Origin of the sequence: Clostridium perfringens (assembly GCF_016027375.1) — a bacterium.
Lineage (GTDB): Bacteria > Bacillota > Clostridia > Clostridiales > Clostridiaceae > Sarcina > Sarcina perfringens.
The window spans coordinates 3,241,567-3,257,359 of the sequence record NZ_CP065681.1 but is presented as its reverse complement, the minus strand read 5'-3'; the positions used below and the strand labels follow the sequence as shown (position 1 = coordinate 3,257,359).

The window sequence follows — 15,793 nt, the reverse complement described above, 5'->3', positions numbered from 1 at the left end:
CCTCCCTTCAAAATGTAATATTTTTTATAAATTAAGAATTATTTTATACATAAACCTAAAATGATATTAAATTAATTAAAAGTACAAATTAGCTTTATATAGAATTACCAATAATTATTTCACTATGTTAAACAAATTTATAAATATTTGATAAAATGATATAAAAAAGTGTAATTATCCTTTTAATTAATTAATAATATCAATTAATAAAATTTATTATTTGATATTATTAATTATACACTTTTAGGGTTAAAAGTAAATAGAAATTGGGCATTATTAACTGATTTTTAAACTAAAAAACAATTGAGAATTTTCAGAAAATTAGCATGAATATTTAATAAGTTTTAGTTAAAAATTGCATGAAACCCTTGGTATAAACTGTAAAAATATCTTTGGATAGAAGTAAAAATAGCCATACTAAAGTATGGCTATTTTAAATTGATTTTTATTTATAATTCATTATTTATTTTTTTTTTTCTTTAAAGTTAAATAAACACCAGCAGATGATAAAGCAAGTCCAGTAGTAGCTAAAGTACCAGCCCCTATAGGTGATCCTGTATTAGGTAAATTTCCATTATCTTTTTTATTTGTAGTAACTTCTAATGATATTTTATCTGATTCTTTTCCGTTTTTATCAATTGAAGATACTTGGAAGTTATATTTAGTATTAGGTTTTAAGTCTTTAGCTAAGAACTCAAGTGGAGTTTTGTCAGCAGGAACTCTACCAATTTCTTTTCCATCTTGATAAATAACGTACTCTTTAATTAAGTCTACTTTTTCAGGAGCCTTCCAACTTAATAAAGCACTATTTTCAGTAATTTCTTTACTAACTAAAGCAGATGGCTCAGAAGGTTTTTCACCTGAATTTTCTGTATCACCAGGTTTGTTTGGATTTTCTGGTTTTTCAGAATCGCCAGGTTGATCAGGATTAACAGGTTTATCTGTATTACCAGGATTATCTGGGCTTTCAGGATTGTTTGGTTTGTCTGGATTTACTGGCTTATCAGGATCAACTGGTTTATTTGAATCATCAGGGTTTATTACAGGTGGTAAATCAACATTTCCATCTAATCCCTTTACAGCAACCTCGTATATTCTAGCTGCAGAGTCTGCACCTTGAGTTGGCTGAATAATATTTAATCTAACATATCTAGCTTTAGTAACAGGGAAAGCATCATTGCTTATAGCCTTTGTATTATCATCTACATTTAATACAGGAGTAAAGTTTTCACCATCATTACTAACTTCAAGAGAGTAAGCTTTAGTGTTCATACCACTGCTTTCTCCACCTGCTTCTGCATGGCTTATTTCTAATTCTCCTATAGTTTTAATATCTCCTAAATCTATTGTTAATGTATGAGGAGCAGAGCCTACGGCACACCATTTAGTTTTAACATTTCCATCTAAAGCATATTGAGGAGCTTCATTCTCGTTTACAAAGCTTGATGCTGTAGCTGATTTATTAAGTGATAAGTTTACTAAACCATCTTTTGCAGCATTTGTAACAGTTATAAGTTCAGTTTTAGTTTCTACATTTTCTCCAGAAGAGTTTTTAGCAGTAAGTATTACTGGATAAACACCTTCTTTTTCATAAGTAACAGTTGGATTTTGTTCTGTACTACTTTCAACTTTAGCACCTGGGAATTTCCATTGGATTTCTTCTGTAACTTCAGAACTAGTGTTAGTAAAGGTTACTGATTGTCCTGGGGCTATTAGGGTATTTGAAACCTTAAATGATGCTGTTGGGGCAGGATAATCAGGCCATTCCATATTTATACTTTGACTATTTCCTCTGTTATAGTTTTTGTTAACAGCAATTACCTCAAAATTAGTATTTGTTTCTTTATCATTTCTTCTTAAATCACTAACATAATAACTTGTATTAGGAGTTGCACCTAGTAAAACTTTAGTTCCATCATTCATAACTCTGTAAATTTCATAATGATGTACATCAGAAGAATTTCCTTCAGGACTCCATGAAAGTCTAGCACCTGCATATATTCCATCTTTAAAGTCAACATCATTTAATTTAGCATTAGATATATTTACTTTTGAACTTGAGTTAGGAATTTCTATTGTTATATTACCTAAGTTTGCAGAGAAGTTATCAACACATACTGGGCTTGAAAGTTTATAAGAAATAGTTTTAATTGATTTTCCTACATATGGTGAAACATCATAAGTAAGTTTAGTCCAATCAGTACCAAGTTTCTTATCAGCAGAAATAGTAGTTTCTGTACCATCATGGAATGTAAGAACTAAATCCATATCTACAGTATTTCCATTAGCCTTAGCAGTAGTAGTGAATTGTACACCTTCAGGTAAAGTCAAATCAGAACTATAAAGTTTTATTGTAGAAGCTTTTCCTTCAGCTAGGTAACCAGAAAGTTTAATTGAGTTACCACCATAGTAAGCAGTAGTATAATCTATGTCAGCTTTTACATTATTATTTTCTTCATTTGAAATAACCCATCTGTAAGTTGGCATTATATCATTTAAACTTCTATTATTCCAATCTTGAGTAGATACTTTATTACCATTAACATAAAAATCATATCCATTACCCATATTAAAGTTAGTTGTAAATGGAAGGCTAGTTACAGCACTTTTTTCAACAGAGTATGTTGAAATCCCTCTCCAATCAACTCCTTGAGCATTAGTTGCCTTTGATGGATCACCATGTTCATTAACCCATAATCTACTTTCGTTTTCTTGGAATTGTTCTGGAGTTTTAGCATCGAAATAAGTCCAGCTTGGACAATATAGACCTAATGAAGTAAATGGAGCTTGGTCATCTCTTTGATAATGAGTCCATCTAAGAGGAGTTTTATATCCATTTGCTTGAACATCTATTCCAGCATATAAGTCATAAGGGTTTATTCCTATTTCTTTAGCTTTTTCATTAGATACTCTTAATAAATCTTTATCTTTTAAACTATTATATGTCCACCAGAAATTTAAGAACATACTATCAGCAACTTTGTTTTTATCTCCATCTAATAAGAAATATTCATTTTTATCAGTTAAAGCATTTTGCCAATCCATATCCCCATCTTTTGTCATGGAATCATACCACATGATTTCAAATTTTCCGTTAGACTTAGCTTTAAATTGCTTTATTAATTCTTGCATAAGCTTAGCATGTTCAGGAGTTAAAGGTTCTTGTTCAGTTCCTTCTGTTTCTTGATTTATGAACCAACCATCAAAGCCATAGTTTTCTGCAACTTCAATTAATTTATCTACTATAGGGAAGTTTCCATTAGCATCTTTTTCAAGGAATTTATTTAACCATTCCATTTTTCCACCATGAGCTGTCATAGGGAAGAATACAGTACCTAAAACAGGAACCCCATTTCTGTGTGCTGAGTCAGTAACATCTGGACTTGGAGGAACTATTAATCCTTCTCCAGCTGATCCGCCCCAGTAAACTAATTTATCTATGTATTGCCAATAAGAGAATGTATTAGCACTAAATTTATTTGAACCTTGTGATGGATTACCACTAGTGTTAGCATTCATTATTGAAATTGCTACAACTTTAACATCTTTATTTTGAGTGTCATTAATAGTATCAAGTTTATCTTTTTCGACTCTTTTTGCTAATGGAACTGTGCTTTTATTAAACTTTGCATCTTTATCATTGTTAGCACTCCATTTTAATAAATCTTCTGGATACCAATAAGATGAGATTGGTTGATTCTGAATTGAGTTTGAAGTTTCTTCTTGAGTTTTCACATAATTTACAACACTTGTATCTTGTTTAGGTGTTGCGTAAGCTATCTTTCCTAAAGGATTAAAAGAAAATGCAAATGCTGCAAAAACACAAAGTAAAGCCCTTCTACGCTTACGCATTTTTTGTTTGTTAGTCATAAAAAATCCCCCTAATATTTAATTTATGTATAACGATTACAGGAAGAATTATTACATAATTAGATATTTTCATAAATATAACTAATTACATAATAAGTGGATAAATTATAGAATTTACATCGTTTTCATAAAATTTATTACTAAATTATGAAAAGATAAAAAAATAAAGATAAAAAAGAAGAAATTTTCACAGAAAAATACAAAAAAAATGAAATTTGGGTTTCTATTAAGAGACTTATGTCGTTAAATAACGATAAAAAATATGTTTATATGTGCATGATTTGACATGTTTTTTTTTATAAAGGTGATAAGATAAAGGTGATTAAGGTTTACATTTATATAAGATTAGGGGAAATAGGGAGGAAATTAAATGAAAATCGTAAAAAATCTGTATAAGGAAATAAATTTAGAAGATAAATGTTACAAATTCTGTTATAGATTAATAGAAAGTTGTTTTAAGGGAACAACAGTGTATGGAATAGAAGTTGAAAGAAAAGATTTTAAGGATTCAGATTTAATTAATATAGAAAGAGATTCAGTTGATAAGATATCTCCAAATAAAGATAAGGTAGAAGTCTTAGTGGAGAAATTGCATAAGTACGAAGTATCACCTATACATCTAATTGATGTTATAGGTGAAGACGTTGATAACTGTGTGGCTGATTTTGCTTTCTAGTAGTATCATAGTAGATAAATATATTAATGATTAAGGGAGAGGATCTCTATGATAATAGGTATTGGTGTGGACATCATTGAAATAGAAAGAGTTAGACAAGCTATTCAAAATAATAAAAATTTTTTAAGTAAGTTATTTACTGAAAGAGAAATAGATTATTTTATTAGTAGAAACATGAATAGTGAGGTTATAGCTGGAAATTTTGCTGCTAAGGAAGCTGTAAGTAAGGCTTTAGGAACTGGTATAAGGGGATTCTCTTTTAAAGATATTGAAATTCTTAGAAATGAATTAGGAAAACCTGAAGTTATTTTGCATAATGGTGCAAATTTAATAGGAAATAAATTAGTTGGAAATAATAATTCACTAAGGGTACATTTAAGTATCTCTCATAATAATAGTAGTGCAATTGCATATTCTGTTTTGGAGGGTGAATATTATGGAAATATGTAGTTCTAATAGCATAAGAAATATGGACAAAGATTATATAGAAAAGTTTAATATGCCAAGCATAGTTTTAATGGAAAATGCCATAATTAAATTTTTAGAAAATATAGATTTAACTAAAGAAAGTTTTACTATTATTTCTGGAAGAGGCAATAATGGTGGTGATGCCTTAGGTATTGCAAGACATCTATTAAATAAAGGTAAAAAAGTTTATGTACATATATTAGAGAAAGAAAAAGAGGGGTCTGTAGATTATAAAACTAATCTTACTATATTAGAAAAGCTAGGTTGCTATATAAAGGGTATCTCTAATAATAAGGATTTAGAGATACTAAAAAATAACATAATAAATAGTGAAATACTTATTGATGGTATTTTTGGAACTGGACTTAATAAGGAGATTTCTGGAATATATTTTGAGGCTATAAAATGTATAAATGAAAATAGTAAATTTACAGTTTCTATAGATGTTCCATCAGGTATAAATTCAGATGATGGTAGTATTTGTGAAATAGCTGTTAAGGCTAATGAAACTATAAGTTTTCAGGTTTATAAATTAGGATTTTTAAATTACAAAAGCTTTGAATATTTAGGCGATTTAAAAATTGTAGATATAGGAATACCTAAGTGTATAGTTTATAAAAACTCAGATAATATGAGATTTACAGATAGAGAGTACATAAGAAATAAATTTCCTTATAGAAATAAATATGGTCATAAAGGTACATATGGAAGATCCTTGATATTTGCTGGACATAAAGGATTTATTGGAGCTGCTTACATGGTAGGGCAAGCAGCCATAAAGACTGGAGCTGGTTTAGTTACAGTTTTTACTCATAAAGATGTCCAAAGTGAATTATCTATTAAGTTAAACGAAGGAATGACAGGAACATATAATTCTAAAGAAGAATACGAAGAATTTATTGGTGGGGCAAATGTAATTGCTTTTGGTCCAGGTATGGGTAATAATGATTTAACATTTGAAGTGTTAAATAATATATGCAATCTTTATAGTGGAACTCTTGTCATAGATGCAGATGGAATCAATGTGTTAGAGAGAAAAAAATCCATTTTAAAAGAATTTAAAGGGGACATAGTATTAACACCGCATCCAGGAGAGATGGCAAGATTATTAGGTATAGAGATTAAAGATGTTGAAAGAGATAGAATTGGAATTGCTAAGGATTTTGCAAAAGAAAATGGAGTTACAGTTCTATTAAAAGGATATAATACAATAATAACTGATGGGGATAAAGTATTTGTGAATCCTACTGGAAATAGTGCTATGGCATCAGGGGGAATGGGAGATACATTAACAGGAATTATAACTTCATTAATATCTCAAGGAGTAAATAGTTTTGATGCGGCTATTTTAGGAGCATATATACATGGATACATAGGTGATGAATTATCCAAGGAGAATTTCACAGTAAGTGCTATGGAAATTATAAAAAATATTCCTAATAAAATTAAAGAATTGATTAGCTTTTAGAATAAAAAGGATTACTAATTAATAGTATGTAAGGTATAAGGTTTCATTGGGAGGATTTTCATGAAGGGTAAAAGAAATGCCATACTCATAATACTATTAATTATAATCTTAGGTGTTATAGGTGGACTAGCTATCTATCAAAGAACTTATAATTTAACACCAGAAGATATATTGGAAGATATGTTTTCTATAGAATCTTATGAAACAGAAATAATATATGATGTTAAAAATTCTAGAGGTCAGTTCCAAGAAAAAGGTAGAATTTATTATGACGAAGAAGTTGGCACAAAAATTGTTTTAGATGATAGAGAACAATTATTTGAAAAGGACAAAATAATAATAAACTACGTTAAAGATGAAAAGACTTATGAAGTTGGAAGAGACTATGATCAGTTCTATAGATTTATGTTCATAAATGAATTAAAGGATTTATGTAATGAAGAACATGAATTTACTTACAAGTGGAATGATGAAAATGAGAAGTCTGAAATAATACTAGAGTTTAAAAATTTAAATGGGAATGAAAATTTTTCAAGAGAAGTAATGATTATAGATGCAAAGAAAAAAGTTCCTAAAGAAGCTACAATTTATGATAGGGATGATTCAGAAAGTGTTTCTATAAAGTTTAATAACTTTAGTAAAGTTAAAAATTAAAATTAATATTGTGATTGCTTTTTTAGCAATCACAATATTAAATGTTGTAAATTATTTATATTTAAGTATAATTCTACATATTTAATATATTTTATTAAGAAAAAATAATAGTAAACAAATTTAATAATAAATATTATGTCAAAAAATATCATTTGCATAAGATGAAATCTTTGACAAGGTGGCATATTTTGTAATATAATCTATACATAATTTTATAACTCTTTTTGCATTTAGGAGTGATGTACATGTCAGTATCAAAGATTAATAAACAAGATTCAAAAAAAGAAAAGAAAATCGAAAATTTTAGTCAATTAAAAGGAAGAAATATAATAACATATAGTGAGGACAAAAAAGAAGACGACTTTTACGAAGCAATGAAGGAAGGATATAAGGCTATGGCTTTAATAAATTCACAATATGCTGAAGAAGGAACTTCTGTAGAATACTTTGATCAAATAGAATATGAGACATGGCTTTGCGGAGTGTGATATAAATGGCTAGTTTGAATGTAAAAAGAGGGGATATATTTTATGCTGACCTTAGTCCAGTTGTTGGATCAGAGCAAGGGGGAATAAGACCAGTCATAATAATACAAAATGATATAGGAAATAGGTATAGTCCAACTGTAATTGTTGCGGCTATAACTTCACAAATAAATAAGGCAAAATTGCCTACACATGTAGAAATTTCTTCTGAGGAATATGGGTTAAATAGAGATTCTGTTGTTCTTTTAGAACAAATAAGAACTTTAGATAAGAAGAGATTAAAAGAGAAAATTGGACATATGACAGAGGATGATATGAAAAAAGTAAATAAATCTTTGTTAATAAGTTTAAATTTACAATAATTAGATAACTTAGGCTATGATTAAATATTTAATCATAGCCTTAATTTTTTACTCTTAAAAAGGAATTTTTCAATATTTTTTAGCTAATAATATATAAAATTTAAAAAAATAATTAACTGTAATCGATATAATTTCTGTATAGTATTAAAGCTATAAATGTGATACTCTAATTAAAACTTTTTCATATAAAAATTTATCCAGGATATACTATTATAGTCTTTAATATTAAAAAGATCAGTTTAAGCCATAAAAATCAAAGAGAAATAGAGTAGTCTAATAGGGTATTAGAGTACTCTTAATGAAAGCAAAAAGCACAAAAAGATTAGCATAAATAAAAAATTACTATATGAAAAATCAATTTTTTGTGATAGAATGAACTTGGCAAAAAGGTAAAACAATATTTTAAAAAAGTTTACATAAATGTACAGGAGGTCATTATGAGCAACAAGATACAAGAGTTAAAAAGCATGTCTAAGGTTATAAGAAAAGACATAGTAACTATGCTTACTGAGTCAGCATCAGGACATCCAGGTGGATCTTTATCAATAGCAGATATAGTAACAATTTTATACTTCGATGAAATGAATATTGATCCAAAAAATCCAAAGGATCCAAATAGAGATAGATTCGTTTTATCAAAAGGACATGCAGCACCAGTATTATATAGTGCTTTAGCAAGAAGAGGATATTTTGATCCAGCAGAATTAACAACATTAAGAAAATTTGGTTCAAACCTTCAAGGACATCCAAATATGAACGACTTACCAGGAATCGATATGTCAACTGGTTCTTTAGGTCAAGGTATATCAGCGGCTGTAGGTATGGCATTAGCTGGTAAATTAGACAACAAAGATTACAGAGTATTTACTATTTTAGGAGATGGAGAGTTAGAAGAAGGTCAAGTTTGGGAAGCAGCTATGTCAGCAGCTCACTACAGACTAGACAACTTAACTGCTTTCGTTGACTTCAATGGATTACAAATAGATGGTGACATTAAAGAAGTAATGAGTCCATGTCCAATAGACAAGAAATTCGAAGCTTTCGGATGGAATGTAATAGTTATAAACGGACATGATTATGAAGAAATAATAAATGCTATACAAAAAGCTAAGAGTACAAAAGGAGCACCAACTTGCATAGTTTGTAACACAGTAAAAGGTAAAGGTGTTTCATTTATGGAAAATGAAGCAGCTTGGCATGGAACAGCTCCAACTAAAGAGCAATGTGAGCAAGCTATAAAAGAGATCGGAGGGGACAACTAATGGCGAAAAAAATAGCAACTAGAGAAGCATACGGAAAAGCATTAGCTGCTTTAGCTAACGAAAATAAGAACATAGTAGTTTTAGACGCAGACCTTTCAAAATCAACTAAAACTGCTGATTTCAAAAAAGCATGTCCAGAAAGATTCATAAATATGGGTATTGCAGAAGGAAATATGATGTCAGTAGCAGCAGGTTTATCAACTTGTGGAAAAATTCCATTTGCTAGTACATTTGCTATGTTTGCTGCTGGAAGAGCATTTGAGCAAATAAGAAACTCAATATGTTACCCAAGATTAAATGTAAAAATATGTGCTACTCATGCTGGTTTAACAGTTGGTGAAGATGGAGCATCACACCAAGCTATAGAAGATTTATCTTTAATGAGAAGTATACCAAACATGACAGTAATATGCCCATCAGATGCAGTTGAAACAGAAGCTGCAATAAGAGCTATTGCTGAATACAATGGACCTTGCTATGTAAGATTAGGAAGAGCAGGAGTTAATGTAATAAATGATAGACCAGAGTACAAATTTGAAATTGGAAAAGGTATAGAATTAAAAGAAGGTAATGATGTAACATTATTTGCAACAGGTATAATGGTTGATGTAGCTATAGAAGCTGTTGAAGCTTTAGCTAAAGAAGGAATTAACGCTAGATTAATAAACATTCATACTATTAAACCAATAGATTCAGAGCTTATATTAAAAGCTGCTAAAGAAACTGGAGCAATAGTTACATTAGAAGAGCATAATATAATCGGAGGATTAGGATCAGCTGTAGCTGAGGTTGTTGGAGGAGAATATCCAGTACCAGTAGTTAGAGTTGGTGTTAAAGATACATTCGGAGAAAGTGGTAAACCAGACCAATTATTAAAGGCTTATGGATTAACTTCAGAAGAAGCAGTTAAGGCTGCTAAGAAAGCAATGAGCTTAAAAAGATAATCTATAAGATATAAAAAAGAAGCAGCATGAGTAATTTTTCTCATGCTGCTTTTTTCTTTATACATAAAAATACAAAAAAAGTATTAATTTGAATTTTATTGCCAAAATATGAATATAAATGTTAATATTAAAAATTGAGGGCAATAATATAAATGATGAATTAATAATTAATTTAAAATGGGGAGAGCAAATTAAATATAAATCTATTTAAGAGGGGGTTTTTAAAATGAAGATTAGTATGAAAACATTAAAAGAGTATGGAATAATTACTTTAGGAGTAATTCTTTTAGCTATATCTTTAGAATACTTTTATTATCCTAATGATATTGCTGCTGGTGGAGTATCAGGTTTAGCTTTAGTTGTTAATAAGATAACAGGTATATCACAAGGAATGTTTATGAATGTTGCTAACGTTATATTATTTGCTTTAGCATTTTGGCTTATAGGTGGAAGCTTTGGAGGACGTAGTATATATGCAGCCTTTGGATTATCCATAACAATAAGTTTAATAGAAAGCTTCTTACCAACTTTTGCAGTAACAGAAAATATGCTTTTAGCTACTATCTTTGGTAGCGTAGTTGGAGCCTTTGGAATAGCATTAGTGTTTAGCCAAAATTCCTCAACAGGGGGAACAGCTATTGTAGCTAAAATATTAAATAAGTATTTACATATTGAAATAGGAAAATCACTTTTATGTGCAGATTGTGTTGTTGTAGTATGTGCACTTCTAGTATTTGGAGTTGATAAAGCCTTATTTGGATTAATTGGTGTTTTTATAATGGGAATATTGATTGACAAAATAATAGAAGGTTTTAACTCATGTAAACAACTTTTAATAATTAGTGAAAAAAGTGAAGAGATTTCTCAGGTAATAATGAAAGAAATTGAAAGAGGATGTACTAAAATAGAAGGTACTGGAGGATATTCAAAGGAACCTGTAACAATACTTTATGTAGTAGTAAATAGAAGACAGTTTATAAGTCTTAAGAAGAAAATTAAGGAAATAGATCCAAGAGCCTTTATAACAGTAAATGATTCTAAAGAAGTCTTTGGAGAAGGTTTTCTTGATTTAGTAGAAATGTAGAACTTTGTTATGATATAATTAAGATGCTTTACATTAAGGTATGAAATATTAACAAAAATTAAGTAGATTAATGTAGAAAAGTAGGGTAAAATAGTAAAATAGATTAGTGTTGATAGCAATCGGGTAAATTTATATATATATTTTCTAAATATTTGTTTAGATTTTAATTTGTTGAGTAGAAAAAAGTTATTAAGGAGTGTTAACAATGATAGAATTTAGGAATGTTAGCAAGGTCTATAATAAGAATGTCAAAGCACTTACAAATGTCAATATAAATATTGATAAAGGTGAGTTTGTATTCTTAGTTGGACCGAGTGGTGCTGGTAAGTCAACTTTCATAAAAATGTTATTAAAAGAAGTTGAACCATCAACTGGAAACATAGTTATGGGAAACGAAGATTTATCTAAAATAAAAAGAAGACAAATACCTTATCATAGAAGAAAAATAGGAATGGTATTCCAAGACTTTAGATTAATACCAACTCTTAATGTTTATGAAAATGTTGCCTTTGCAATGAGGGTAGTAGGGGCTTCACCAAAAGAAATAAGAAAGAGAGTTCCAATGGTATTATCACTAGTTGGATTATCTAATAAATATAAAATGTTCCCAACTGAATTATCAGGAGGAGAGCAACAAAGGGTTTCAATAGCAAGAGCTATCGTTAATAATCCAAAAGTTTTAATAGCTGACGAACCAACAGGTAACTTAGACCCAGAAACAGCTAAAGAAATTATGGAATTAATAGATGATATAAACAAGGCAGGGACAACAGTAGTTATGGCTACTCATGCTAAAGAAATAGTTAACTCAATGAAAAAGAGGGTTATAGCTATAGATAAAGGTGAAGTAGTTAGTGATGTTCAGAAAGGAGGATATGAATATGAAGTTTAGTACTATAGGATATTTCATATCAGATGCTTTCAAAAGTTTAAAGAGAAATAGAACAATAAGTATAGCTTCTATAGCAACTGTTCTTACTACATTATTTATATTTGGAGCATTTTTATTAACTGCTTTAAATGTTAAAAATGGGGTTACAGATGTTCAAGACAAAGTTGAGGTTAAGGTTTTCCTTAAAGATGACGTAACACAAGAGCAAAGGGATGCAGTTGAAGCAAAACTTAAGACTGTTCAAGGGGTAAAAGAAGTAGAATTTGAATCTAAAGATCAAGCCTTTGCAAAGATGGAAGGTTCAAGTGATTATAATAAAGAGATTTTAGCTGGATATAGCAAAGAAAATAACCCATTACCAGCTTCATACATAGTAAGATTAGAAAGCCCAGAAGTAGCTTCAAGCGTTGAAAGCGCTATGAAAACTAATGATAAATTTATGGCTGGTGTAGAAGATGTAGGTAATGACGAAGAGCTTATAGGTACTATAAACTCCTTTGTAAAAGTTATTAATACAGTAGGATTAGTTTTAGGTGTAGTATTCGTAGGTGTATCACTATTCCTAATAGTAAATACAATAAAGATAACAGTTTACTCAAGAAGAAGAGAAGTAGGAATAATGAAATTCGTTGGAGCAACCGACTGGTTTATAAGATGGCCTTTCGTAATAGAAGGGGTTATAATCGGCCTTGTAGGTGGTATTCTTTCAACACTTTTATTATTCGCAGGGTATAACTTCTTATATGGAAAAATTGTATCTTCATCATCACTATATATGCCACAATTTGTACAACCAATGTATGTTTTAACAACAATGTCATGGCAGTTTATACTAGCAGGTATTGTTATTGGTGCAATAGGTAGTATAATAGCTTTAAGAAAATTCTTAGACGTTTAATATCTAATATAGAATATAAAAAGCTTAAAATACGTAAACTATTTAAATATAGCGTATTTTAAGCTTTTTTTTGAAAGGGTGGGTTTTTATGAGTCGCAATAAGGATGAAAAAAATAAATATAATAATATTATTAAAAATCTTAAGAAGAAAAAAGGATTCAGAGCTTTAGCCATGGGTGTTGCCTTAACTTTAATAATTGGTGTTTCTGTATATGCAGGGAATAGATTAACTGCCTTTGGTATTTTACCTATAACTAGTGTAAGTGCAGTTCAATCTTCATTAGAGAAGGTAAATGATACAGAAAATTTTAAAAAGGTATTAGAAGTAAGGGAAATGCTTTATAGATGGTATGATGGAGAAATTGATGATAGTAAATTAGCTGAAGGTGCTATAAAGGGTATGGTTTCATCTTTAGGTGATCAATACACATATTATATGAATGAAAAAGAATTTTCAGATTTTAAAGAAAAAAGTCAAGGAAACTACATGGGAATTGGGATTCAAGTAGCTGTTAAGGATGGTAAGATAGTAGTAATTTCTCCTATTCAAGGAGGGCCAGCTGAAAAAGCAGGAATAAAAACTGGAGATATTATCTTAAAAGTAAATGGAGAACCAGTTTCAGGAAATGAATTGGATAAAGCCGTTTCAATGATGAAGGGTACTACAAAAGAAAATATAAAATTAACATTATATAGAGAAGGTAAAGGCGAATTTGACGTTGATGTTATGAGAGATGTAATTAAAACAGTTAACGTTAAAAGTGAAATGATTGATGGAGATATTGGATATATAGAAGTTTTAGCTTTTGATGAGGGAACAGCTAAAGACTTTGAAACTCAATTAAAAGCTTTAGAAGAGAAAGGTATGAAGGGGTTAATCCTTGATTTAAGAGGAAATCCAGGAGGATTTATGAAAGAATGTGTAGACCTAGTATCAAACTTTGTTCCAAAGGATAAGGTTATAGTGTCTACAATAGATAAGTATGGTAATAAAGAGGAAAGTGTATCTAAAGGCGGAATCGCACAGGGAATGCCTTTAGTAGTTTTAATTGATGGAGGTACTGCTTCTGCCTCAGAAATAGTTGCGGGAGCTATTAGAGATTATGATTTAGGAACTCTAGTTGGAACAACATCCTTTGGTAAAGGAATAGTTCAAGTTGTTTTAGATAAGATAGGTCAAGAAAAAGATGGTACAGCTTTAAAGGTAACTATTTCAAAATACTATACTCCAAATGGAGAAAATATTCACAAAAAGGGTATAGGACCAGATGTTACAGTTGAATATCCAAAAGAGCTTAAAGAAAAGACATATTCAAGAAGTACTGATCCTCAATTTGAAAAAGCCTTAGAAATCATACAAGAAAAGATAAAATAAATAAATTTTTGGAGGACTTAAAATGAATTTACTTATAGAAAATATAAGAGGTATATCTTATGCATTAGTAAGTCCTACCTTGTCTTTAATGTTAATAGTAATAGCTATAATATTTTATTTTAAAAATAGGAAGATAGCTTTTATGCAAAAGTTAATGCTTGGGAGGAGTATTCAATCTCCTCTTGAGATGACTTTACTTCAGATATTAATTGGTATATTAGGAGGGCTAATAGCTAGTTTATTACTAAGTATTTTAGGAGTAACCTTTGAAAATAGTTCTTTAATAGATGTTATTTTAACAGTATCAGTATTTTCTGTTTTATATAAAAATAGATTTCTTAAATTCCCTTATATAGCATCCTTGCTAGGGGTTATAGGAGTTTTAGTAAGTAAAAATACTGAATACTTTGGAAGGGGCTTTAGTTTTTCTATTAATTTAACTTCAATTATTGTATTAATAGGTGTTTTTTCAATAGTTGAGGGTATCTTAGCAATGATAGATGGAGACAAAGGTTATTTACCTATCTTTACTCAAAAGGATGGAAAGTTAGTAGGTGGATTTGGCTTTAAAAGATTTTGGGCACTGCCTTTATGCTTATTAGTTGTTTTAGGAGCTAATAGTGGAAATTCAATTATTAATGAAGTTAAAGATTTACCACAGTGGTTACCATTTTTTAATGGAGATAAAGCAAGAGCACTAATGAGTGTTGCGGCCTTAGGAACATTAGCAGCTTATGGAGCAACTTCATATGAAGGAACTACGTTTACTCAAAGTAAAAGATGTAAGACCATATCATCTGGATTAATTAATATTGCATATGGTATAGTAGTTATAATATTAGCTTATTTATTAAAAGAAAGCTTTATTTTTACTATTGCACTAATTATTTTAATTCCATTACTATATGAACTTAGAATAAGAATGGAACTAAAATTAGAGTCTCTTAGAGAGCCTTTATATTTTTCAAATGATGATGAAATATGCATTTTAGATGTTTTACCAAATTCTATTGCATACAAGAAGGGATTAAGAAGTGGAGATAAAATAGTTAAAATTAATGAAGAAATCCCTAAGAATGAAAAAGAAGTATTTATGGCAATAAAGAGAAATTTTTATGGTTTAGATCTTGAAATAAGAAAAAATAATGGAAATATTGAGAAGCATACAATTACAGGCGAGGATAGAGGAAAGCAGTTTGGCATAGTGTTAGTTCCTAAGGGAATATCCTTTGATAAAGAGATAGATGAATTTTTAGAAAAATTGAAAAAAGCCAGTAAGGATGAAGAAGTAAAAAATAAATAATGGTTAACTTGGCTGTATCTAAGATTCACCTATTAAGGTGAGAATTGTTTTA

At 29.5% G+C, this 15,793-nt stretch carries 14 protein-coding genes; 13 read left to right on the top strand and 1 reads right to left on the bottom strand.

The features are described 5' to 3' along the window. Positions 1-459: 459 nt before the first annotated feature. Positions 460-3,870 (bottom strand): endo-beta-N-acetylglucosaminidase, encoded by a 3,411-nt coding sequence (locus I6G60_RS15015; RefSeq protein WP_138329867.1) that lies wholly within the window; start codon positions 3,868-3,870, stop codon positions 460-462. A gap of 370 nt (positions 3,871-4,240) precedes the next feature. On the opposite strand from I6G60_RS15015, the gene I6G60_RS15010 reads away from it, so the two are divergent. The 13 genes from I6G60_RS15010 to I6G60_RS14950 all read left to right on the top strand — a co-directional run bounded on the left by I6G60_RS15010 (position 4,241) and on the right by I6G60_RS14950 (position 15,741). Beyond that, a complete protein-coding gene (locus tag I6G60_RS15010) occupies positions 4,241-4,546 on the top strand; it encodes a DUF6514 family protein (RefSeq protein ID WP_003458000.1) in 306 nt (101 codons plus the stop codon). Between the two features lie 48 nt (positions 4,547-4,594). Next, on the top strand, positions 4,595-4,996 hold the full coding sequence (gene acpS, locus I6G60_RS15005) for a holo-ACP synthase (protein WP_003458033.1): 402 nt from the start codon (positions 4,595-4,597) through the stop codon (positions 4,994-4,996). After that, the gene (locus I6G60_RS15000; RefSeq protein WP_003458085.1) at positions 4,983-6,482 is read left to right on the top strand and encodes a bifunctional ADP-dependent NAD(P)H-hydrate dehydratase/NAD(P)H-hydrate epimerase; all 1,500 of its coding nucleotides are present in this window, start codon (positions 4,983-4,985) and stop codon (positions 6,480-6,482) included. The genes acpS and I6G60_RS15000 overlap by 14 nt, the downstream gene beginning before the upstream one ends. A gap of 60 nt (positions 6,483-6,542) precedes the next feature. Next, complete coding sequence (locus I6G60_RS14995) at positions 6,543-7,136, top strand: germination lipoprotein GerS-related protein (RefSeq protein ID WP_003458078.1); 594 nt, start codon at positions 6,543-6,545, stop codon at positions 7,134-7,136. 245 nt (positions 7,137-7,381) lie between these two features. Beyond that, positions 7,382-7,624 carry a hypothetical protein gene (locus I6G60_RS14990; protein ID WP_003465652.1) on the top strand — a complete coding sequence of 81 codons (243 nt, stop codon included), beginning with the start codon at positions 7,382-7,384 and terminating at the stop codon, positions 7,622-7,624. A 5-nt stretch (positions 7,625-7,629) separates the two neighbouring features. Further along, positions 7,630-7,983 carry a type II toxin-antitoxin system PemK/MazF family toxin gene (locus tag I6G60_RS14985; protein ID WP_003458025.1) on the top strand — a complete coding sequence of 118 codons (354 nt, stop codon included), beginning with the start codon at positions 7,630-7,632 and terminating at the stop codon, positions 7,981-7,983. A 437-nt stretch (positions 7,984-8,420) separates the two neighbouring features. Next, complete coding sequence (locus I6G60_RS14980; protein WP_003457968.1) at positions 8,421-9,245, top strand: transketolase; 825 nt, start codon at positions 8,421-8,423, stop codon at positions 9,243-9,245. Beyond that, positions 9,245-10,189, top strand: a complete 945-nt coding sequence (locus tag I6G60_RS14975) for a transketolase family protein (RefSeq protein ID WP_003458019.1) — start codon at positions 9,245-9,247, stop codon at positions 10,187-10,189. The genes I6G60_RS14980 and I6G60_RS14975 overlap by 1 nt, the downstream gene beginning before the upstream one ends. A gap of 226 nt (positions 10,190-10,415) precedes the next feature. Next, positions 10,416-11,273, top strand: a complete 858-nt coding sequence (locus I6G60_RS14970) for a YitT family protein (RefSeq protein WP_003458017.1) — start codon at positions 10,416-10,418, stop codon at positions 11,271-11,273. A 205-nt stretch (positions 11,274-11,478) separates the two neighbouring features. Beyond that, positions 11,479-12,165 (top strand): cell division ATP-binding protein FtsE, encoded by a 687-nt coding sequence (gene ftsE, locus I6G60_RS14965; RefSeq protein WP_003458050.1) that lies wholly within the window; start codon positions 11,479-11,481, stop codon positions 12,163-12,165. Beyond that, complete coding sequence (gene ftsX, locus I6G60_RS14960) at positions 12,155-13,063, top strand: permease-like cell division protein FtsX (protein WP_003457959.1); 909 nt, start codon at positions 12,155-12,157, stop codon at positions 13,061-13,063. The genes ftsE and ftsX overlap by 11 nt, the downstream gene beginning before the upstream one ends. Before the next feature lie 88 nt (positions 13,064-13,151). Next, positions 13,152-14,438 (top strand): S41 family peptidase, encoded by a 1,287-nt coding sequence (locus tag I6G60_RS14955; RefSeq protein ID WP_003458081.1) that lies wholly within the window; start codon positions 13,152-13,154, stop codon positions 14,436-14,438. A 22-nt stretch (positions 14,439-14,460) separates the two neighbouring features. After that, complete coding sequence (locus I6G60_RS14950; RefSeq protein WP_111744001.1) at positions 14,461-15,741, top strand: site-2 protease family protein; 1,281 nt, start codon at positions 14,461-14,463, stop codon at positions 15,739-15,741. Positions 15,742-15,793: the final 52 nt, after the last annotated feature.